The sequence below is a fragment of the Mycobacterium sp. NGS18 genome (genome assembly GCF_059813185.1).
The window spans coordinates 286,266-307,483 of the sequence record NZ_JCALEC010000001.1; the positions used below are offsets into that span (position 1 = coordinate 286,266).

The 21,218-nt window shown below is 68.5% G+C and carries 17 protein-coding genes; 13 read left to right on the forward strand and 4 right to left on the reverse strand.

Going from position 1 to position 21,218, the window contains the following annotated elements; genetic code table 11:
• Positions 1–45 precede the first annotated feature (45 nt).
• Positions 46–1,638 (reverse strand): adenylate/guanylate cyclase domain-containing protein, encoded by a 1,593-nt coding sequence (locus tag AC5Y31_RS01400; protein ID WP_499977502.1) that lies wholly within the window; start codon positions 1,636–1,638, stop codon positions 46–48.
• Positions 1,639–1,942: 304 nt separating this feature from the next.
• Between AC5Y31_RS01400 and AC5Y31_RS01405 the strand changes: the two genes are divergently transcribed.
• Entirely contained in the window at positions 1,943–3,823 is a 1,881-nt protein-coding gene (locus AC5Y31_RS01405) for a hypothetical protein (RefSeq protein ID WP_499977503.1), read from the forward strand.
• Here AC5Y31_RS01405 and AC5Y31_RS01410 read toward each other — a convergent pair.
• Positions 3,816–4,847 carry an iron-siderophore ABC transporter substrate-binding protein gene (locus AC5Y31_RS01410; protein WP_065022885.1) on the reverse strand — a complete coding sequence of 344 codons (1,032 nt, stop codon included), beginning with the start codon at positions 4,845–4,847 and terminating at the stop codon, positions 3,816–3,818. The genes AC5Y31_RS01405 and AC5Y31_RS01410 overlap by 8 nt on opposite strands.
• A gap of 185 nt (positions 4,848–5,032) precedes the next feature.
• Here AC5Y31_RS01410 and ctaD point away from each other — a divergent pair, with 185 nt between their 5' ends.
• Together ctaD and serB are read left to right on the forward strand one after the other, a co-directional pair.
• Positions 5,033–6,757 carry an aa3-type cytochrome oxidase subunit I gene (ctaD, locus tag AC5Y31_RS01415; protein ID WP_064854812.1) on the forward strand — a complete coding sequence of 575 codons (1,725 nt, stop codon included), beginning with the start codon at positions 5,033–5,035 and terminating at the stop codon, positions 6,755–6,757.
• Between the two features lie 58 nt (positions 6,758–6,815).
• A complete protein-coding gene (gene serB, locus AC5Y31_RS01420; protein WP_499978098.1) occupies positions 6,816–8,042 on the forward strand; it encodes a phosphoserine phosphatase SerB in 1,227 nt (408 codons plus the stop codon).
• Positions 8,043–8,101: 59 nt separating this feature from the next.
• Here serB and AC5Y31_RS01425 read toward each other — a convergent pair whose 3' ends face one another.
• The gene (locus AC5Y31_RS01425; RefSeq protein ID WP_499977505.1) at positions 8,102–9,487 is read right to left on the reverse strand and encodes a PE-PPE domain-containing protein; all 1,386 of its coding nucleotides are present in this window, start codon (positions 9,485–9,487) and stop codon (positions 8,102–8,104) included.
• A gap of 139 nt (positions 9,488–9,626) precedes the next feature.
• On the opposite strand from AC5Y31_RS01425, the gene AC5Y31_RS01430 reads away from it, so the two are divergent.
• The 10 genes from AC5Y31_RS01430 (at position 9,627) to AC5Y31_RS01475 (ending at position 19,783) form a co-directional block, all read left to right on the forward strand.
• Positions 9,627–10,481: an ABC transporter ATP-binding protein gene (locus tag AC5Y31_RS01430; RefSeq protein WP_065022833.1), complete on the forward strand. Its 855-nt coding sequence runs from the start codon at positions 9,627–9,629 to the stop codon at positions 10,479–10,481.
• Positions 10,478–11,281: an NUDIX hydrolase gene (locus AC5Y31_RS01435; RefSeq protein ID WP_065022832.1), complete on the forward strand. Its 804-nt coding sequence runs from the start codon at positions 10,478–10,480 to the stop codon at positions 11,279–11,281. Before AC5Y31_RS01430 ends, AC5Y31_RS01435 begins: the two co-directional genes overlap by 4 nt.
• The gene (locus AC5Y31_RS01440; RefSeq protein WP_082966276.1) at positions 11,278–12,012 is read left to right on the forward strand and encodes an enoyl-CoA hydratase; all 735 of its coding nucleotides are present in this window, start codon (positions 11,278–11,280) and stop codon (positions 12,010–12,012) included. Before AC5Y31_RS01435 ends, AC5Y31_RS01440 begins: the two co-directional genes overlap by 4 nt.
• Positions 12,013–12,094: 82 nt before the next feature.
• Entirely contained in the window at positions 12,095–13,105 is a 1,011-nt protein-coding gene (locus AC5Y31_RS01445) for a histidine phosphatase family protein (protein WP_065022830.1), read from the forward strand.
• Between the two features lie 131 nt (positions 13,106–13,236).
• Positions 13,237–14,328, forward strand: coding sequence for a histidine phosphatase family protein (locus tag AC5Y31_RS01450; protein ID WP_065022829.1), 1,092 nt, complete (start codon positions 13,237–13,239; stop codon positions 14,326–14,328).
• A 191-nt stretch (positions 14,329–14,519) separates the two neighbouring features.
• On the forward strand, positions 14,520–15,584 hold the full coding sequence (locus tag AC5Y31_RS01455) for a histidine phosphatase family protein (RefSeq protein WP_065022828.1): 1,065 nt from the start codon (positions 14,520–14,522) through the stop codon (positions 15,582–15,584).
• 159 nt (positions 15,585–15,743) lie between these two features.
• Entirely contained in the window at positions 15,744–16,796 is a 1,053-nt protein-coding gene (locus tag AC5Y31_RS01460) for a histidine phosphatase family protein (RefSeq protein WP_499977506.1), read from the forward strand.
• A 34-nt stretch (positions 16,797–16,830) separates the two neighbouring features.
• Complete coding sequence (locus tag AC5Y31_RS01465) at positions 16,831–17,799, forward strand: class I SAM-dependent methyltransferase (RefSeq protein ID WP_499977508.1); 969 nt, start codon at positions 16,831–16,833, stop codon at positions 17,797–17,799.
• Complete coding sequence (locus AC5Y31_RS01470) at positions 17,796–19,004, forward strand: THUMP-like domain-containing protein (protein ID WP_499978099.1); 1,209 nt, start codon at positions 17,796–17,798, stop codon at positions 19,002–19,004. The genes AC5Y31_RS01465 and AC5Y31_RS01470 overlap by 4 nt, the downstream gene beginning before the upstream one ends.
• A gap of 77 nt (positions 19,005–19,081) precedes the next feature.
• Positions 19,082–19,783, forward strand: a complete 702-nt coding sequence (locus AC5Y31_RS01475) for an esterase (protein ID WP_499977510.1) — start codon at positions 19,082–19,084, stop codon at positions 19,781–19,783.
• A gap of 70 nt (positions 19,784–19,853) precedes the next feature.
• Here AC5Y31_RS01475 and AC5Y31_RS01480 read toward each other — a convergent pair whose 3' ends face one another.
• Complete coding sequence (locus AC5Y31_RS01480; RefSeq protein WP_499977513.1) at positions 19,854–21,161, reverse strand: outer membrane protein assembly factor BamB family protein; 1,308 nt, start codon at positions 21,159–21,161, stop codon at positions 19,854–19,856.
• Positions 21,162–21,218 lie beyond the last annotated feature (57 nt).

Sequence of the window (21,218 nt, forward strand, 5' to 3'; positions counted from 1 at the left end):
CGATCGCGATGCCTATTTGCCCAGCGTGAGGGCGTGCCGGGGCAGCTACGTAATCTTTGACACATCCCGCTGCGGGTCGACGTGCCGGGCGTTCGATTTGCGGCGGGTGGTCAGCGCGATACGGGCTGCCCCGCGCAGGATCCATGGTGTCTGCCGTGCCATCACGGCTACGGCCCGGTCCGAGCGGCGCATCGAGGCCTGCGGGCCGGGAGTCGGCGTCGAGGCCAGTTCGGCCTCGGCTGATCCGGCCGCCGGACCGTTGCGATCGATGGCCAGAAGTTGCCAGGTGCCGGGAACGCCGCGAAGCTCGACGCTACCGCGGTCCTCGAAGCCCGTGCCCGAGCCGACGACGAGATCGCGCACAGTACGCGACACCAGAATCTCGCCCGCGCCGGCCTGGCCGACGATCCGCGCGGCGATGTGCACGGCCATCCCGGCGATGTCGTTGTCGATCAGTTCGCACTCACCGGTGTGGATGCCCACCCGGATCTCGATGCCCAGTGCGTCGGCGTCGGTCTGCAACGCCTCGGCACAGCGGATCGCCTGCGTCGGGCCGTCGAACGTGGCGAGGTAGCCGTCGCCGGTGCTCTTCACCACCGCGCCGCTGAATCGCTCCGTGAGTTCGGCGGTGATTTCACCGAAGCGCTGCAGCACCGCTCGCCACCGGTCGTCGCCGGTCGCCGCGGCGCGTTGCGTCGACGCGACGATGTCGGTGAACAATACGGTGCGCAGGGCCCGATGTGACTGCGCCGGCGCCGCATGGCTGCCGGTGAGGAACTCTTCGACCTCCGTCAGGATCTTGTCCGGCTCGGTCAGAAAGGGTGCGTGGTCGATACCCTCGACCTCCAGGTATCGCGCGCCTGGGATATGTGCGGCGATATACCGGCCGCCCTGCACCGGAACCGCGGGGTCCTCGCGGGCATGGATGACCAGGGTGGGTGCCGTGAGCGTCGGCAGGATCGGCCGCACGTCGATCAGAAACGCCGCCTCAAAGGATGCCCGCGCCATTCCCGGGCTCGCACACATGCGTTCGCACATCGCGAGCTGGCGTAGGGACCGAAACGATGGGGCACTGATGCTGGCTGTCTCACCGTTGCCCCACCCGGACCGCACCGTGCGACCGGCTTGCTGGAAGCGGGCGAGCTGCTCGATCGACGGCGTGTAGTCCGCACCGAGCTCGGCAAGAAAAAGCGCCCGCAGCTCCGCCGGGTCTCGATCCAGGTCGTCCCAGCCCTCGAAACCCCAATACGGAACTGTGCCGGAAAGGATTAGCGCCCTCGTCCGCGTCGGCCATGTCGCCGCGAACATGATGGCGACCGGTCCACCGTCACTCAGACCGCACACCACGGCCCGTTCGAAGCCGACCGCATCCATGACCGCCTCGATCTCGGATGCTCGTTCCTCGAGCGTGCGAACTTTCGGCACCGGGTCCGACAGCCCGACCCCGGCCTTGTCGAACCAGGCAACGCGACAGAACGTACCGAGCTGGTCGACGAACGCCTTGAATTGGGGGAGGGTCCAGGCCAGCTCGACATGGGTGACGAACGGCCCGACGATGACGAACTCGATCGGCCCGTCGCCGAATAGCTGATAGGCCAGGCTGAGGTCGCCGCACTTGGCATATGACGTTTCCGGCACGGAATGAGCGTACTGCGGCCGCGGTTAGCCGTCGCCGAAAACGAAGTGGCCAGATACCACGCCGATCACACGGGCGGTCGCCGGCCCCGGCGGGAAGCGTCATCCGGAAGGAAAGCCTTGCGATACAGCAGGTTTCCGTTTCCTCGCACCCGGAAAGCGGTGCACGTCAGCGAATGCGTGTGACGCATTGCTGTGAAGTTGAGCGGCAAGGCTGAGAGTTCGCTGCAATGTCGACGGTGGTGCAATTTTCGGTGCCGTCTTGCGGCGTGAAAATGATGTCGGTGCCGCACGTTATCGTGCGCCAATGGTTACTCGCCCCAAAGTCGATCGCCTCGTCCTCTACAAGCACGGGGTGGCCTTCGTGAGTCGCCGCGGGCCGGTGGACGGCGACTTCGCGCTGACCTTTCGTCGCGACGACATGAAGGACGTGCTCAAGTCGCTGACCGTCGACGCCGTCGGCGGGAGTGCGTCGGTCGGCGCGGTCTGCTTCGACACCCCGGCGGATCCGGACACCGAACTGGCCGACCGCAATCTGCTGCTGGACTCGGGGGAGGCGCTCGTCGGCCTGCTCGATGCGCTGCGCGGCCGAGCCGTCGAGGTGCACTGCGGCGACCAGGCGCATCGCGGTGCGGTGATCGGTGTGGACGGGGCGGCCGGTGCGGGTAAGCACCGCCGGCTGCTGGTGCTGCGGTCCGAATCCGGCGCGCTCACGCTGGTCGACCTCGCCGACGCCCGGCGTCTCGACGTGCTGGAGGCGGCGTCCCAAGACGATCTGGACTACCTGATCGACCGGTCGCGCGCCGCCACGGCGGGCCACAACTGCGATGTCACCGTGCAGATCCGGGGTGCCGCCGACGACTTCAGGATGTCCTATCTGGTGGCCGCGCCGATGTGGCGGGTGTCCTACCGGGTGATCCGCGACGGCGACACGGTGACCCTGGTGGCGACGGGCATCATCCACAACCCGATCGATGAGGATCTGGCCGACGTCGAGGTGACTTTGACTACCGGCCAACCGATCTCGTTCGACATCGACCTCTACCACGGCCGCCGGGTGCAGCGGGTGGTGGTGGAGGAGAGCGAGCGCATCGCGGCGCCCCGGCGCGCCCACAGTGCCATGGCCGCAGCGCCGCGGTTGGGGGCGGACGTCATGCTCACGGCCGGCGGCTACGACGCGGCCGCCGCTGACGTCGAAACCGAAGACCGCGGTGAGTATTTCGAATACCGGCTGGGCGCGCCGGTGTCGTTGAAGCGGGGCGGCGCGGCGATGGTCCCGCTGGCGGTGGCGCCCGTCGACGCAGTTCGCCGGGAGGTGGTGTGGCGCGAGGACCGCGGGGCCGCCCCCGACATTGTGCTGGCGTTCACCAACACCACCGGCGTGGTGCTCGAAGAAGGCCCGGCCGTCATCTACGAACAGGACGGCTACGCCGGAGAGGCCATGCTGGGCTTCACCTCGCGCGGCGCCGAGGTGCGGCTGGCGTTCGCCAAGGATCTCGCGATTCGCTGCCACAGCTTCGCGAGCTTTGAGACCGTCACCACCCGGATCCGGCTGACCGCCGACGCCGTGATCGAAGAACAGCGCTGCGAGCGGCGACACACGCTGCACGCGGACAACGACCACGACGACCCGGCGGACGTCATCTTCGAACTGTTCGTGCCTCCTCAGCACTCCGTCACCGCGCAGGACGGCGCCACTGAGGCCGGCCGGGACGGGAGCTGGTGCCGGTTCGGCGTCCCGGTGGCCGGACACCAGAGCGCCGAAGCGACGGTGCTGCAGACCTGGCCGGTCTCATCCGAGATCGGCTACGACGACCTGGAACCGGGCCGGCTGGAGCAGTGGCTGGCCGGCCGGTCATTGGACGCCGGGACGGTCGGCGCGCTCTCGCAGGTGCTGGCGCATCAGAACAACGCTCGCCGGCTCGACGCGCAACGCGAACGCGCCGAAGAACAGCGCGACGAGGTCTACACCGCGCAGAGCCGCATCGCCGAACAGCTGCGGGTGCTCGGCACCGAGGGCGCCGAAGGCGAACTGCGGAACCGGCAGGTGCGTGAGCTCAACGCCCTGCAAGACCGGGTCGGTGAGTTGGACTCCGAGGTGCGCCGGCTTCGCGATGAGGCCGAGCAGGCCCGTCAGCGGGCCTCAGCCGAACTGCGGCAGCTGATCGCGCAGCGGCCGCTCAGTTGATCGGCGCGCTCACCCAGCGCAGATCGTCGACCACTCCGCGGGCCGCGATCGGTCCCTGCCCGGTCTGCCACACCTCGTTGTTCACCACAAACACCCGGCTGTCACGGTTGGCCGCCAGCCGGCGCCAGGAGACGCTGTCGAACACGGTGGCCGCTCGCGCCTTGGCCGCCGGCGAGGCAAACGACACGTAGACGATGTCACCGTCGGCCGCCGAGAAGTCCGCGCGGCCGCCCAGATCGCCGTCACCCGCGGTTATCTCGAGGTAGGGCTGGTCGGTGAACCGCTGCGCCGGCGGCCGGTCCACCCCGACCGCCTTGAGCACACTGGCGGCGAAGTTGGCCGCCCCGTACACCCGCAGGCCGTTGTCGGTGAGCTGCACCACCGACGCCTGGAAGTGGGTGGCGTCGCTGGACTCGCCGGTGGCATCGGCCTTCTCGCTGAACCTGCCCAGCACCTCGTCGGCGGCGCCGCTGCGCGCGGTCGCGGCGCCGACCCCGCGCAGGTTGTCCTCCCAGGCCGCGCCCGGCGCGCCGGTGAACACCGTCGGGGCGATCGAGGCCAGCTCGGCATATCCCGGCGTCAGGCCCTGTGCCCCCAGGATCAGATCCGGGCGCAATGCGGCGATGGCGTCGGTGTCGGGATTGCTGCGGGTGCCAACGGCCGGCAGGCCGTGCACCACGGCGCCCAGATATGACGGCTGGCTCTCCGCGCCGTCGGGCAGCGCGGCCCCGACGATGCGGGACTGGAGGCCCAGCGCGCACAGCGCATCGAGCTGATCGCCGGAGAGCACCACGATGCGCTCTGCGTCCTCGGGTACCTCGACGCCGGTCGGCTCCACCCCGGCCGCGTTGTGGACCGACCGCATCGGTGGTCCCGGATCGGCCCGGGCCGGCTCCGGGGCGCAGGACTCGTCGGGCCGGCGGTCGTTGCCGAGCACTCCGGCGCCGGCGACCATGGTGGTGGTGGTGGACGTCGGGGCCGTTTCCGCGCCATCGCCGGAACAACCCGAGACCGTGATCAGCATCACGGCCAATGCTGCCGCGGACACTGTCCGCCGGTCCGCCCTGATCACGCGGTGACGGTAACACCCGCTCGCAGCGGCCCGGGGAGGAGACGAATACGACAGTTTGTAGGAGGGCTATACCGGCGCGGAGAGGCTCGGGGTTAGGATTCGACCCAAGTTCCGGGATGCCCATGTTTGGAGGAATGTTGACCGCCGAAGCACCCCCGCGCGCAGAACTCGAGCCGAGTCGGCCGTTCCCCCCTTTGATGGGTCCCAAGGGCAGCCTGCTCTACAAGATGATCACGACCACCGATCACAAGCTGATCGGCATCATGTACTGCGTCGCCTGCATGGTGTACTTCTTCATCGGTGGCCTGCTGGCGCTGCTGATGCGCACCGAGCTGGCCGCACCGGGCCTGCAGTTCCTGTCCAACGAGCAGTTCAACCAGCTGTTCACCATGCACGGCACGGTGATGCTGCTGTTCTACGCCACCCCGATCGTGTTCGGCTTCGCCAACCTGGTGCTGCCGCTGCAGATCGGCGCCCCGGACGTGGCGTTCCCGCGGCTCAACGCCTTCTCGTTCTGGCTGTTCGTGTTCGGCGCGACCATCGCGCTGGCCGGCTTCATCACCCCCGGCGGCGCGGCTGACTTCGGCTGGACCGGCTACACCCCGCTGAGCAACGCGGTGCACTCACCGGGCGCCGGTGCCGACCTGTGGATCATGGGCCTGGCCGTCGCCGGCCTGGGCACCATCCTCGGTGGGGTCAACATGATCACCACCGTGGCGTGCATGCGCGCCCCCGGGATGACGATGTTCCGGATGCCGATCTTCACCTGGAACATCCTGGTCACCTCGATCATGGTGCTGATCGTCTTCCCGCTGCTGACCGCGGCCCTGCTCGGCCTGGCCGTCGACCGGCACCTGGGCGGGCACATCTACGACTCCGCCAACGGCGGCGAGCTGCTATGGCAACACCTATTCTGGTTCTTCGGCCATCCCGAGGTGTACATCATCGCGCTGCCGTTCTTCGGCATCGTCAGCGAAGTGATCCCGGTCTTCGCCCGCAAGCCGATCTTCGGCTACGTCACCCTGGTGTACGCGACGATGAGCATCGCCGGGCTGTCGACGGCGGTGTGGGCGCACCACATGTACGCCACCGGTGCGGTGCTGCTGCCGTTCTTCGCGCTGCTGACCCTGATGATCGCCATCCCGACCGGGCTGAAGTTCTTCAACTGGATCGGCACCATGTGGCGGGGCCAGATGACGTTCGAGACGCCGATGCTGTTCTCGCTCGGCTTCATCGTCACCTTCCTGGCCGGCGGCCTGACCGGCGTCATGCTGGCCAGCCCGCCGATCGACTTCCACGTCAGCGACAGCTACTTCCTGATCGCGCACTTCCACTACGTGCTGTTCGGCACCATCGTGTTCGCCACGTTCGCCGGAATCTACTTCTGGTTCCCGAAGATGACCGGGCGGCTGCTCGACGAGCGGCTGGGCAAGCTGCACTTCTGGCTGACGTTCATCGGGTTCCACACCACCTTCTTGATCCAGCACTGGCTGGGCAACATGGGCATGCCGCGCCGCTACGCCGACTACCTGCCCACCGACGGATTCCAGCCGTTCAACATCGTCTCCACGGTCGGCGCCTTCATCCTGGGTGCCTCGATGCTGGCCTTCACCTGGAACGTGTTCAAGAGCTGGCGCTACGGCGAGGTCGTCACCGTGGATGACCCGTGGGGTTACGGCAACTCGCTGGAGTGGGCGACCAGCTGCCCGCCGCCGCGGCACAACTTCACCGAGCTGCCCCGGATCCGTTCGGAGCGCCCGGCTTTCGAGCTGCACTACCCGCACATGATCGATCGGCTGCGTGCCGAGGCGCACGTCGGCCGTCACCCCGGCGACGAGCTGTACGAGCCCGCAAACGCTTGATGAGCCCGCTGGGGGTGAGGTGGCGCCGGGTCCGGTCCGGCCGCCGCCGCTGGTGAGCATGCCCAAGGTTCCGGTGCTGATCACGGTCACCGGCGTCGATCAGCCGGGCGTGACGTCGGCGCTGTTCGAGGCGCTGTCGCGGTATCAGATCGAGCTGCTCAACGTCGAACAGGTCGTGGTCCGCGGCCGGCTGACCCTGGGCGTGCTGGTGTCGGCGGTACCGGAGGTGGCCGACGGGACGGCATTGGCCGCCGAGGTCACCGCGGCCATCCACGGCGTCGGGCTGGACGTCACGATCGAACGCAGCGACGACGCCCCGATCATCGCGGTGCCGTCCACGCACCGGATCGTGGTGCTGGGGCGGCCGGTGACCGCCGCCGCCCTCGGAGCGCTGGCCACCGAGATCGCGGAGATCGACGCCAACATCGACATGATCCGGGGCGTCTCGGATTACCCGGTCACCGGCTTGGAACTGCGGGTTTCGGTGCCCCCCGGCGCGGCCGGCCAGTTGCAGTCCGCGTTGAGCCAGGTCGCCGCGCAGCAGCGGGTCGACGTGGCCTTCCAGGACGCCAGCCTGTCGCGGCGGACCAAGCGCCTGATCGTCTTCGATGTCGACTCCACTCTGATCCAGGGCGAGGTCATCGAGATGCTGGCCGCGCGCGCCGGCGCCGGGGACGCGGTCGCGGCGATCACCGAGGCCGCCATGCGCGGCGAACTCGACTTCGCCGAGTCACTGCATCACCGGGTGGCGACGCTGGCCGGGCTTCCCGCCGGTGTCATCGACGAAGTGGCCCAGCAGATCGAGCTCACGCCCGGGGCGCGCACCACATTGCGCACGTTGCGCCGGCTGGGTTTCAAGTGCGGGGTGGTCTCCGGGGGCTTCCGCCAGGTGATCGCTCCGCTGGCCGACGAACTGAAGTTGGACTTCGTCGCCGCCAACGAGTTGGAAGTCGTCGACGGCAAACTCACCGGCCGGGTGATCGGGCCGGTGGTGGACCGGGCGGGCAAGGCCGATGCGCTGCGCGAGTTCGCCGGCCGGGCCGGCGTGCCGCTGGAGCAGACCGTCGCGGTAGGCGACGGCGCCAACGACATCGACATGCTGGCCACCGCCGGGCTGGGCGTGGCGTTCAACGCCAAACCGGCGTTGCGCGAGGTCGCCGACGCATCGCTGAGCTACCCGTACCTGGACACGGTGCTGTTCCTGCTGGGTGTCACCCGCGCGGAGATCGAGGCCGCCGACGCGCACGACGGGGTGCTGCGCCGGGTCGAGATCCCGCCGGAGTAGCGGCGATCGCAAGCGCGGCGGAGCCGGGCGCTGCGGGTCGCCGCCATCGGCGTGGCCCCCTAAAACAGCGCGCCCACCACGATCAGCGGCAGCAACCCGAGGTCAGCGGCGATCGGGGTGCCGATGGCGTCGAGCAGGTTTCCGTCGGCGAGTTCACTGGTGAAGATCTGGTAGTCCAGTTGCGGCAGCGTGAACAGCACCGCGCTGAGCATGTCCAGTGGTGGGATTCCGGTGTGCGGTGGGAAGGCGCCGAACAGGTCCCCCCAAGTGGTGGGCACCATCGACAGCACCGAGAACTGGCTTCCCGGAAGCATTTCCGCGGATTTGACGAGTTGTTCGGCCCATGACGGCAGGAAGTACACGTAGTTGTTCGGGTCGGTCAGATCTTTGAACGCGTCGGTGACGCCCTTCACCAGGCCGTCGGCCAGGGCTTGCGGAACCTGTTGCAGCACACTGGCATCCGGTAGGAATCCGAGCGGCGTGGGCACATCGGCGAAGCCCTGATCCCAGCCGTGCTCGAGGTTGCCGTAGCCCAGGTTCACCAGCACCCGCAGTGCCGGCTGCAGCAGGTCTACCAGGGGGTTACCGATGAACGGCAGCAGTTGCAGCGGAGCCAGCAGCGGCAGGGTGTCGGCCGGCAGCATGTAGTAGTTGGTCAAGGTATCGGCCGTCGAGGTCGGCAGCGCTACCGCGTCGGTGATTTCCTCGGGGGTGAGCCCCAGGTAAGTGGTGTGTTCGAAGACGATGCCCAGCGCCGCGTTGAGGTCGGCCAGGAAGTTGATCGGGTACCGGGGGAAGTCGGCGAAACCGTCGTACTCGTGGGTGTAGATGTCGGTGGGATACAGATCGTCCGGGGTGGCGCCGCTGAACGTGAGCCCCAGGCTCGGGATCGTCGGCATGCTGTCGTCCGGCAGGTTGAACCGTTCCAGCATGCCGCCGTTGGGGTTGGCGGGATCACCGACCAGTACGAAGTGCACCAGGTCGCGGGGAACGCCCTGCTCGGCGAGCAGTGACATGGCGACGGTCTCGACGTCGGCGCCCTGCGAATAGCCGAACACGACCACCGGGTTCGCGGCGTCCACGTGTCCGTCGGCGATCTGGTCCTGGATGGCGTTGACCAGCAGTTGGGCGCCCTGCGCCTCGGACTTGTCGAACCCCAGGCCGAACGGGCCCAGGAACGGGTAGAGCCCTTCGGGGGTGGTGACGATCTGCGTAGTGCCGGTGAAGCCGTGGGGTGCCAGGTATTGGTTGACGGCGAAGTCGGCGTAGGTCTGACTCGGCGTCGGCAAGCCGCTGCCACCCAGGATGAGGGCCGTGCCGCCGCCCAGCGAAGACGTGCCGTCGGCTGCGGTGAGCCGTATCGCCTGCTCCTGGGCGTCCGGCAGCGGGGAGGCGAGGAGACCGGCGGCGAGCCCGACGGCGAGTGCGGCGGGAAAGAGAAGCATCGAACCCCCCTTAAACATTGCTCAGGCGACAGTGTGCGCGCACTGTCGCGGAAATGACAACGACCTTTTTTGCACGGCGGCCGGTGATACCGGCACCCCGGCCGGTCGCCACCGGGTCGGGGTACGGCACCATAGGGCCGTGCCCGACACCGGACGCCCCGGCCCGCTTGCAGCGGCCGACCAAGATCTGTTGATCCACTTCGAGGGCGTTTCGCTGTGCCGGGACGGGCGCTCCTTGGTGGGGCCGCTGGACTGGTCGGTCGAGCTCGACGAACGCTGGGTGATCATCGGGCCCAACGGCGCCGGCAAGACCTCGCTGTTGCGGATCGCCGCCGCCACCGAACACCCGTCCTCGGGCGCGGCCTTTGTGCTCGGCGAGCAACTGGGCCGGGTCGACTCCACCGAACTGCGAGCTCGGGTCGGATTGAGCTCCTCGGCGCTGGCGCAGCGGATTCCGGACCACGAAACCGTCCGCGACTTGGTCATCTCGGCGGGCTATGCGGTGCTGGGGCGCTGGCGGGAACGCTACGACGCCATGGATCACGACCGCGCCGTGGACCTACTGGAGAGTCTGGGCGCCGAACACCTGGCCGACCGCACCTACGGCACGCTGTCCGAGGGCGAGCGCAAACGGGTGCTGATCGCCCGCGCCCTGATGACCGACCCCGAGCTGCTGCTGCTCGACGAACCGGCGGCGGGCCTGGACCTGGGTGGCCGGGAGGAACTGGTCGCCCGGCTGGCTGATCTGGCCGCCGACCCGGACGCGCCGGCGATCGTGCTGGTCACCCACCACGTCGAGGAGATTCCGGTCGGTTTCAGTCACTGCCTGCTGCTGGCCGAGGGCCGCCCCGTGGCGGCCGGTCTGCTCAGCGATGTGATGACCGCCGAGAACCTGACGGCCGCGTTCGGTCAGTCGATCTCCTTGGACGTCATCGACGGGCGATACTTCGCCCGCCGGACCCGCGGCCGGGCCGCTCATCGGAGGCAGGCATGAACCAGCCACCACCCCTGCCGACGCGACCCGCCGCGACCGTGATGCTGGTGCGTGACGGGGACACCGCGCTCGACGTTTTCCTGATGCGCCGCCACGCCGCCATGGAGTTCGCCGCCGGGGTGATGGTGTTTCCCGGCGGCGGGGTCGACGACCGCGACCGCAGCACCGAGATCGCCTGGGTCGGGCCGGACCCGTCCTGGTGGGCGCAGCGCTTCGGCGTCGAGATCGATCTGGCCGCAGCGCTGGTGTGCGCGGCGGTGCGGGAGACCTTCGAGGAATCCGGTGTGCTGTTCGCCGGCCCCGCCGACGATCCGCAGCGCGTCGTCGCCGATGCGTCGGTGTATGCCGACTCCCGGCGCGCGCTGGCCGTCGGCGAGCTGTCGTTCGCCGACTTCCTGCGCACCGAGAATCTGGTGCTGCACGCCGAGCTGTTGCGGCCGTGGGCGAACTGGGTGACACCAGAGGCCGAGCGCACCCGCCGCTACGACACCTATTTCTTTGTTGCCGCGCTGCCGGGCGGGCAGCGCGCCGACGGCGAGAACACCGAGTCCGACCGCGCCGGCTGGGTCACCCCCGACGCCGCGATCGCCGACTTCGCGGCCGGGCGCAGCTTCCTGCTGCCGCCGACCTGGACCCAACTGGATTCGCTGGTCGGGCGCAGCGTGCAGGACGTGTTGACGCTGGAGCGCCAGATCGTGGTGACCCAGCCGAGGCTGGCCCGGCATGGCGACAATTGGGAGATCGAGTTCTTCGACTCGACGCGCTATAACGAGGCGCGCGGAACGCGGTGGCCCGGATGAGCGAATTCGTCACGCTCCACCCGTCGCCGGCCGGAGTGGCCACCCTGGTGCTGTCGCGTCCGCCGAGCAACGCCTTGACCCGTCAGGTCTACCGGGAGATCACCGAGGCGGCCGCGGAGGTCTCGGCGCGCGACGACGTCGCCGCGGTGGTGTTGTTCGGTGGCCACGAGATCTTCTGCGCCGGTGACGACGTTCCCGAACTTCGCACCCTGATCCCCGCCGAGGCCGAGCGCTTCGCGGCCGTCCGCCAGGAGGCCGTGGAGGCGGTGGCGGCGATCGGAAAGCCGACGGTGGCCGCGGTCACCGGGTACGCGCTGGGTAGCGGCCTGGCGCTGGCGTTGGCGGCGGACTGGCGGGTCAGTGGTGACAACGTCAAGTTCGGCGCCACCGAGATCCTGGCCGGCCTCGTTGCCGATGGGGCGGGATTGGCCCGATTGACCCGCACCATCGGGGCCAGCCGCACCAAGGAGTTGGCCTACAGCGGGCGGTTCTTCGATGCCGAGGAGGCGCTGGCACTGGGCGTGATCGACGATATGGTCGCCCCCGACACGGTCTACGACGCGGCGATGAGTTGGGCCGGCCGGTTTGTCGATGCCCCGCGGCAGGCGCTGGCCGCGGCCAAGGCATCGATCGACTCCGTGGCCACGCTGTCCCCAGCCGAGCGGGCCGCGGCGGACCGCCGCCGCTACGCCCAAGCGTTCGCCGCCGGACTCGGCGAAAACCCCCGATAATCACCCGTTCTAACTCTCTTATCAGCTAACGTTCAGTCACGCGGCGATGTTCGCCGCGTGCCGGCGTCAGGGAGAGAGACCAATGCAGCCACTTGCCACCCGTCTGTGGATCACCGCGACCGCTGCGCTGGTCGCCGCGGGAGCTGTCGCTGCCACCCCGGTCGCGACGCCGCTGCCCGACGTCGCCGCGGTGGACATACTGCTGACCGCCCAGGACATCACCCTGGACTTGGTGCGCCACGGCGAGTCGGTGGACAACGCCGAAGGCTATTTGGGCACCTTGGCGCCGGGTGCGGAGCTCACCGAGCTCGGCCGGCAGCAGGCGGCAGACGTCGCCCCGGCGATTCATGAGGCGTTCCCGGACGGGATCGCCGGGCTCTTCGCCTCGGAGATGATCCGCGCCCAGCACACCGCCCAGCCGCTGTCCGATCTGCTGGGAATGGACGTCACGCACCTGGCCGGGCTCAACGAGATCAATGCGGGGTGGTTCGAAGGGCGCGAACTCGACACGCTCACCCAGATCGCCTACGCCCTACCGACATTGATGTGGGTCATGGGTCAGTACTGGGTACCGATGATGGGATCCGCGATCGACCCCAACGGGGTGGCGTTCAACGACCGCGTCACCGACGCGATCGAAACCGTCTACAACCACACCGTGTCCGACCCGGACAACCCGCTGAGCAGCGCGGTGTTCGCCCACGCGGGCACGATCGCGATCTGGACGTTGATGAACGTCAAGAACCCCGACTTCGGGCTGGTCATCAAAGAGTTGCTCGACACCCACACTCCGCTGGCCAACACCGGCCAGGTGGTGATCGAGGGCAATCCGACCGACGGCTGGACGCTGGTCAGCTGGGAAGGGCACGAGGTGTCGGCAACCCCGGACCTGCTCACCGGATTGTTCGTCGACTGGCGCGATCTCACCACGGCGCCGCAGGTCGCCGCCTGGCACATCCTGGAGGCCTTCCAGGGCGGCGACCAGGCCGACATCACCGCCGCCCTGCAGACCGGATTCGACCAGGTCGTCGCGGCGATCACCGCCTTCCCGCAGGCGGTCATCGACACCTTCAGCGGGGCGCTGAGCGGCTAGTCCCAACTCGGCGGCCCGAATTCTCCGGCAACCCATTGACAGTGAGGAAAACATCAGATTAGCCTCAGGGAATCCATTTGCGCTACGCGCCGTAGCGTAACGAAAACCTGTCGCTCGCCGAAGGGAACGTCATGAACCACACCCGCCCGTGGATCACCGCCGGAATCGCCCTCGTCGGCGCCGGACTTCTCGCCGTCGCCCCGGTGGCGCCGGTAGGCGGGCCGCTGCCCGCCCTCACGGCCATGCCCGGCATCCAGCTCGCGGCCGCCGACATGGTGCTCGACCTGGTGCGGCACGGTCAGTCGGTGGACAACGTCGAGGGCGTCATCGGAACGCTGCCGCCGGGGGCGGCGCTCACCGATGAGGGTGCGACCCAGGCGGCCTATCTCGCCGACCCCGACAACCCGCTGCGCCTGGCCGACCCGAGCTTCTACGGCGGGGTCTACGCGTCGGAGTTCATCCGGACTCAGCAGACCGCGACCGACTGGCTGACGGCCGCCGGCGCGTCGGAGACCTCGCCGACGGTCCTTGCCGGTCTCAACGAACTCAACGCCGGCCTCCTGGAAGGCAGCTCGCAGTCCAACCAGGCGATGGCGATGCTGTACCTGGTGGCGCCGCTGGCGTGGATGTTCGGCCAGTACTGGGTGCCGCAGCTGGGTTCGACGATCGACACCAACGGGATGGCGTTCCAGGACCGATTCAGCGACGCCGTCGAGACGATCTACAACAACGGCGGCCCGGTCGACGCCGACGGCAACCTCAACAGCGTGGCGTTTTCCCACGCGGCGGCGATCTCCACCTGGGTGATGATGAACGTCAAGAACCCCGATTTCGAGATCTACTTCAAGTCGTTGATGCAAGGGTTGCTGCCCAACACCGGTCAGGTCGTGATCGAAGGCAACCCGACCGACGGCTGGACCCTGGTCAGCTGGAACGGAACCGAGGTGGCGGAAAACCCCGGGCTGCTCACCGGGCTGTTCGTCGACTTTCGCGACCTGATGGTCGCGCCGCAGATGGCGAGCTGGCACATCATGGAAGCCCTGCAGGGCGGCGATCCCGCCGACATCACCGCCGCGTTGCAGACCGGCTTCAACGACGTGCTCGCCGCGTTCGCCGCGTTCCCGCAGGCCGTGATCGACACCATCACCGGGTCGATGGGCGATGCCGCCGGCAGCAGCGCGGCCGACGCGGTCGGCGACGTGGTGGCGGCGCTGGCCGGCTGAACCGCAGCTGGTGCCTAGCCGGGCGCGGCGGGTGGGCCCCGCAACGCCCGGCTTTGCCGTGTTCGAGAGGCCGGCGCGCCGGCGCCTGAAGACCGACCCCGCTTATAGCTGAGAATTGCGTATTGCGCAGCTCCTTGCCGAATATGTACTGTGAATTCAGTCACAAATGTCCTGTCGGGGGAGGATTGGACATGCAGCGACTCGAGATCCGTTCGTGGATCACCACCGGGATCACCTTGATCGGCGCCGGCCTTGTCGCCGTCACACCGGGGCTCCCGCCCGCCGCCGCGCACATTCCCGATATCCAGCTCGCCGCCGGCGACGAGCAGATCACGCTGGATCTGGTGCGTCACGGGGAGTCGACCGACGACGCCACCGGCATTCTCGGCACGCTCCCACCCGGCTCTCACCTCACCGATTTGGGCGAAACGCAGGCCGCCGACGTCGCCGCTGCCATTCAGAATGAATACCCGGACGGCATCGCCGGCATCTACGACTCGCAGCTGGTCCGGACCCAGGAGACCGCGGCCCCGCTGGCCCAGGCGCTCGGCATGGACGTGCAGACATTGCCGGGGCTCAACGAGATCCCGGCCGGGATCCTCGAAGGCCAGCCACGCGACCTGCTCACCGAGATCGGCTATTTCGCGCCGATGGCCGCGTGGGTTCTGGGCAATCTCTTCGTAGCGGAGCCCGGCACCAACTTCAACGGGGTGGTGTTCGACGAGCAGGTCGACCAAGCCGTCCAGACGATCTACAACAACACCATTGCCGACCCGAACGGCCCGATGACCGATGTGGCCTACTCCAGCGGCGGGCCGATCGCGATCTGGGCCCTGATGAACGTCAAGAACCCGCCCATCTTCCTGCTTCTGCAGCAGCTGCTCCAAACCCTCGGTCCGCCGCCCAACGCGGGCCAGGCCATCTTGCAGGGCAGCCCCACCGACGGCTGGACCATGGTCAGCTGGGACGGGACACCCGTCCCGGCGACCCCGGACCTGATCACCGGATTGTTCGTCGACTACCGCGACCTGGTCACCGCGCCGCAGATTGCGCTGTGGAACATCTGGCAGGCGATCCAGGGCGGCAACTCCGCTGACATCACGGCGGCGCTGCAGACCGGCTTCAGCCAAGTCGTCGCCGCGGTCGAAGCGTTCCCGCAGTCGGTGATCGACACCATCACCGGGTCGATGGGCGACGGCGCCGGAAGCAGCACGGGCGACGCGGTCGGCGACGTGGTGGCGGCGCTGGCGAGCTGAACCCAGGGCTTGGCCGGGCGCGGCGGTGAACCCCCGGCGCCCGGATACGGCATCTGAAGGCCGAGATCGGATTTCCCTGAAATCTAGGTATTGGCGCGCTCGCTACGGTCTATGTATCGTGGTACGAGTCACATAAATGTCCTGCCAGGGGAGACGGACATGCAGCGACTTGTCAACCATTCGTGGGTGCTCACCGGGGTCACGCTGGTCAGCGCCGGCCTTGTCGCCGGGACGCCGGTACCACCGCCCGCCGGCGCGCTCGCCTTTGACGTTCAGCTCACCGCCGAGGACATCACGCTGGATTTCGTGCGGCACGGGCAATCGACCGACGACCTCAATGGCATTCTCGGCACCATGCCGCCCGGCGCCCACCTCACCGACCTGGGAGAACAACAGGCCGCGCAGGTCGCCCAGGACATTCAGCAGGAGTTTCCGGGCGGTATCGCCGGCATCTACGCCTCGGAGCTGGTCCGGACACAAGAGACCATGGCCGCGCTGGCCGCACTTTCCTGGATGCCGGCCGTGACGGTGCTGCCGGATCTCAACGAGATCCCCGCCGGTCTCTTCGAAGGACACCCCCGCGACCTGATCACCGAAGCCAACTTCTTCCTGCCGATGGCCTCATGGATCCTCGGCAACCTCTTGGTTTCGGAGCCCGGCACCAACTACAACGGGGTGGTCTTCGAGGATCAGGTCAACCAAGCCGTCCAGACGATGTACGACGACACCATCGCGGCTGACGGCCCGACGACCGCGGTGGCGTCTTCCAGCGGCGGGGACATCGCCATCTGGATTCTGATGAACGTCAAGAACCCCGATATCTGGCCGATTCTGCAGACGGTGCTGGAAAACGGCGGCCCGCCTCCCAACGCGGGCGAGGCCATCCTGGCGGGCAACCCCACCGACGGCTGGACCCTGGTCAGCTGGGACGGCATCGCCGTGCCGGCGACGCCGGATCTGATCACCGGATTGCTCGTCGACTACCGCAACCTGATCACGGCGCCGCAGATCGCGTTGTGGCACCTCTGGGAGGCCATCCAGGGTGGTGACCAGAGCGACATCAGCGCGGCGTTGCAGACCGGATTCAATGACGTCCTCGCCGCGTACGAGGCCTTCCCGCAGTCGGTGATCGACACCATCACCGGCGCGTTTGGGGGCAGCGCCGGCGGGGCCGCGGACTCACTCGCCGACGGCTTGCTGGGAGCGATCTAACCCGAGGTCGGCCCAGCCGTTAGGCTGACTCGCTATGACGAGTACGGACCCGACGCCGAACCCGCACGCCACCGCCGAGCAGGTGGAGGCCGCCCGCCACGACAGCAAGCTCGCTCAGGTGCTCTATCACGACTGGGAGGCCGAGCAGTACGACGAGAAGTGGTCGATCTCCTATGACGAGCGCTGTATCGACTATGCCCGGGGCCGCTTCGATGTGATCGTGCCGGCGGCCGACCGGGACAAGCTTCCGTATGACCGGGCTCTGGAGCTGGGCTGCGGCACCGGGTTCTTCCTGCTGAACCTGATGCAGGCCGGGGTGGCGCGACGCGGCTCGGTGACCGACCTGTCGCCGGGCATGGTCAAGGTCGCCACCCGCAACGGTCAAAGCCTCGGCCTGGAGATCGACGGCCGGGTCGCCGACGCCGAGGGCATCCCGTACGAGGACAACACTTTTGACTTGGTGGTCGGTCACGCGGTGCTGCACCACATCCCCGACGTCGAGCTGTCGCTGCGTGAGGTGGTGCGGGTGCTCAAGCCCGGCGGCCGGTTCATCTTCGCCGGCGAGCCCACGACGGTCGGCAACTTCTATGCCCGCCGGCTGGCCGACCTGACCTGGAAGACCACGGTCGCCGCGATGAAGCTGCCCGGGATGGGCTCCTGGCGTCGGCCGCAGGAAGAGCTCGACGAGAACTCGCGGGCGGCGGCCCTGGAGTGGGTGGTCGACCTGCACACCTTCGAGCCGAGCGATCTGGAGCGGATGGCCAGCAACGCCGGTGCGGTCGAGGTGCGCACCGCCAGCGAAGAGTTCACCGCCGCCATGTTGGGCTGGCCGGTCCGGACCTTCGAGTCGACCGTGCCGCCGGGCAAGCTGGGCTTCAAATGGGCGAAGTTCGCCTTCCGCAGCTGGACGACCCTGAGCTGGGTGGACGCCAACGTGTTGAGCCGGGTTGTGCCGAAGGGCTGGTACTACAACGTGATGGTCACCGGGGTCAAGCCCTCCTGAGCTACCGCTTCTCGCTGGCCGACGTCGGCTACCTGCGGTCGGCGGCCGGTACCGCCGCCCTGGCCGAGGTAGCGGACTTTGCCCTCACCGATGCCACCCGCATCGCCGACATCGCCACCCTGCGGGGTCGCTTCGGTGACCGGACGCCGGCCCTGGCCGAGACCGTCCTGCTGCGGCGCCGGGCGGCGGCCAAGCTGGCCGAGCTGCCGGACACCTCGCAGTGGCTGTTCACCGACGAGGCGCTGCAACAGGCCAGCGCCGCACCGGTGGCACGACACCGCGCGCAGCGGATCACCGCGACCGTGCCCGATGCCGTCGTGCACGACGTGACCTGCTCGGTCGGTACCGAATTGGCGGCGCTGTCCGAGGTCACCGCCGCTGTGCTGGGCAGCGACCTCGACCCGGTTCGGCTGGCCATGGCACGCCACAACCTGGCCGGGGCGGCCATGGTCGGTCTTGTTCAAGCCGACGCGTTGACCCCGGTCACCCGCAACACTGTGGTGCTGGCCGATCCCGGCCGCCGCGGTGGTGGACGGCGTCGCTTCGATCCGGCCGATTACGAACCCGCCCTGGACCGGCTGCTGGACGCCTACACCGGCCGCAATCTCGTCGTAAAGACCGCTCCTGGAATCGATTTCGAGAAGGTCGAGAGGCTCGGCTTCCAGGGCGAGATCGAAGTCACCTCCTGGCGCACCTCGGTACGTGAGGCCTGCCTGTGGTCGCCCGGACTGTCCGGGCCCGGTGTACGCCGCCGCGCGGTGATCCTGGACCGCGACGAGCAGATCACCGACGCCGAACCCGACGACTGCGACGTGCGCCCGGCAGGGCGGTGGATCATCGATCCGGACGGCGCGGTGGTGCGAGCTGGCCTGGTACGCCAGTACGGCGCCCGGCACCGGCTCTGGCAGCTCGATCCCGACATCGCCTACCTGTCTGGAGATGAACTACCTTGCGGGGTAAGGGGATTCGAGGTACTCGAGACGTTGGCCTACAGTGAGAAGCGGCTGCGTCAGGCGCTGGCGGCGCTCGACTGCGGCACCCTGGAGATCCTGGTGCGCGGCGTGCGCGAGGTACAGGCCGACCCCGATGGCTTGCGCCGGCGGCTGCGGCTGCGTGGACAGCTGCCACTGTCGGTGGTCATCACCCGCATCGGGGCCGGGACAACGGCTCGGGCAATTGCGTTTATCTGCCGTCCATCCCGGTGAACGGCCCGGTAGGCTATCGGCTTCGGGGCCATTCCTGCTTGCTGCGGCAAGTCGAGACAAAGCGAGACGAACCGACAATGCGCATCGTGGTGGCCGCCCTGTTGGCGGGCGGGGCAGTAAGCGGGTGGCTGGGCATACCAGGCCCGCCCTCGGCGATGGCGGCCTCGCCGTGTGCCGAACTGGGCGGAAACGTCGAGGCCGGCGGGCTGTGTCACGTCCACTCCTCGAACTCCAGCTACACCCTGGACATGAAGTTCCCGGTCGACTACCCCGATCAGCAGACGCTGACCGACTACCTGGTACAGAACCGCGACGGATTCCTGACCGTCGCCAAGTCGCCCGGGTCGCGCGACATGCCCTATGAAATGGACGCCACCTCTGAGCAGCACCGGTCGGGGCAGCCGCCCAAGGGAACTCAGAGCGTCGTGCTCAAGATCTTCCAGGACCTCGGTGGCCCGCAGCCGTCCACCTGGTACCAGTCCTTCAACTACGACCTGACCGCCCGCAAACCGATCACCTTCGAGACGCTGTTCGCGCCGAACAGCAAGCCGCTGGAAGCGATCTTTCCGGTCGTGCAGCGCGACCTCGAGCGCCAGACCGGTGTGCCGGCGATCCTGATCTCGCCGGGCTCGGGAATGGACCCGTCGCACTACCAGAACTTCGCCATCACCAACGAGGACGTGATCTTCTACTTCTCGCCCGGCGAGCTGCTGCCGATGAGCGCGGGTGCCACCTCGGTGCGGGTGCCGCGCACCGCGCTGCCGCCGCTGGCCGTCTGAGGCGCTCGCGAGCGCGGCGGAGCCGGGCGCGGCGGGTCGCCGTAACGGCTCTGAGGCGCTCGAACGCACCTTAGGCGGGGGCGAAGCTGAAAACCTGCCCGGCGCTGGTGGCGACCACCACCCGCCGGTCGTGGCCGACCGACACCCCGAGCGGAAACCCGCGCGATTCGGGCAGCGGATAGCTGTTGACGGTGTGGCCGTCGTTGGGGTCGAACACCAGCAGCGACAATCCGGCCGGGCCGACACTGGTACCGGCGACGACGGTGTATCCGACCTTGCCGGCCAGGCTCGACGACGACAGCGGAGTGGTGTCGTCGCGGCGCCACACCTGCTCGGCGTACTCGCCGCGGTCGGCGAACGCGACCAGGTCGGTGTCCGGCCCGCCGCCGGAGACGATCAGCCCGCCGGGCGTCACCGCCGGCGGGGTCTGGGCCAGGAACTTCAGCGGCACCGACCATTTCGCCTTCCCGTCGGCGGCGTTGATCGCCCAGAGCCGTTGGTCGCGCCCGTTGACGTAGACGGTCGCGCCGTCGGCGGACAGCACCGGGCTGGCCAGCACCCCGGCGGCGACGGCGTCGCTGGTCCACTCCTGGGTGAGCAGGGGAGTGCCGCCCGGGTGGTACTTGATGCCGACGAGTCCGGACTCGTCGGCGCCGGGCTGCCACAGGCTCACCACCACGGTGTTGCTCGCCGGTGAGAAGGCGGGGGCGGCCGCGACCGGGCAGTCCGGGCGGGCGGCGGCGCAGTCGGGCAATCCACGGCGGAAATCGGTCGGATCGACACCGTCCACCAGGTCCAGCGGGGTTCCGACGACGGTGCCGCGGTGCGCGTCGAACACCAGTGTCTGGCCCAGGTGGGTCACCACCAGCAGAAGGCCGTCGCCGAGGATCCGCGGCGTCGAGGGCATCCCGATCACCGGTGCACGCCAGCGGATCCACTGGGTGGGCGGAAACGACAGCATCGCACCCGGCTGGCCGACATAGACGTTGTCGAAGCCGTCGATGAGCGGGCCGAAGAACCCGCCGCCCTGATGCAGCCGGGTACACCAGCGCTGCCTGCCGTGGTCGGCATTCTCCCACTGCATCAGCGAACAGCCGGCCTCGGTCTGCCCGTTGAGCACCAACCAGCCGTGCACGCCCAGCGCGGGGCCGGCTCCCAGCTCGCCCTTGACCGAGCGGGTCCAGTCCAATTGCAGGTCGGTCGCCCCGGTAGTGGCGGTGTTGCTGCTGTTGGCGGCGTCGGCGTACTGGGCGGGCCAGCCCGGCGCGGGCGCGGCGTCCACCCACGAATCGGTATTGGCGCAGCCGCCCAACGTCACGGCCGCCGCTATCGCCGCCGTCGTCGCGACGGCTGCCAGGACACCACGTCGCCGCAACACAGTGGCAATCCCCAATCCCGGAGTGAACGAGTCCAGGTGAGGGTAGCGCGTGCGCTG

Excerpts from the sequence above, each read along its gene's own strand:
- AC5Y31_RS01405 (WP_499977503.1), top strand. The coding sequence starts at position 1,943 with ATGGTTACTCGCCCCAAAGTCGATCGCCTCGTCCTCTACAAGCACGGG.
- AC5Y31_RS01410 (WP_065022885.1), bottom strand. The coding sequence starts at position 4,847 with ATGCTGATCACGGTCTCGGGTTGTTCCGGCGATGGCGCGGAAACGGCC.
- serB (WP_499978098.1), top strand. The coding sequence starts at position 6,816 with ATGCCCAAGGTTCCGGTGCTGATCACGGTCACCGGCGTCGATCAGCCG.
- AC5Y31_RS01425 (WP_499977505.1), bottom strand. The coding sequence starts at position 9,487 with ATGCTTCTCTTTCCCGCCGCACTCGCCGTCGGGCTCGCCGCCGGTCTC.
- AC5Y31_RS01435 (WP_065022832.1), top strand. The coding sequence starts at position 10,478 with ATGAACCAGCCACCACCCCTGCCGACGCGACCCGCCGCGACCGTGATG.
- AC5Y31_RS01440 (WP_082966276.1), top strand. The coding sequence starts at position 11,278 with ATGAGCGAATTCGTCACGCTCCACCCGTCGCCGGCCGGAGTGGCCACC.
- AC5Y31_RS01445 (WP_065022830.1), top strand. The coding sequence starts at position 12,095 with ATGCAGCCACTTGCCACCCGTCTGTGGATCACCGCGACCGCTGCGCTG.
- AC5Y31_RS01450 (WP_065022829.1), top strand. The coding sequence starts at position 13,237 with ATGAACCACACCCGCCCGTGGATCACCGCCGGAATCGCCCTCGTCGGC.
- AC5Y31_RS01455 (WP_065022828.1), top strand. The coding sequence starts at position 14,520 with ATGCAGCGACTCGAGATCCGTTCGTGGATCACCACCGGGATCACCTTG.
- AC5Y31_RS01460 (WP_499977506.1), top strand. The coding sequence starts at position 15,744 with ATGCAGCGACTTGTCAACCATTCGTGGGTGCTCACCGGGGTCACGCTG.
- AC5Y31_RS01465 (WP_499977508.1), top strand. The coding sequence starts at position 16,831 with ATGACGAGTACGGACCCGACGCCGAACCCGCACGCCACCGCCGAGCAG.
- AC5Y31_RS01475 (WP_499977510.1), top strand. The coding sequence starts at position 19,082 with ATGCGCATCGTGGTGGCCGCCCTGTTGGCGGGCGGGGCAGTAAGCGGG.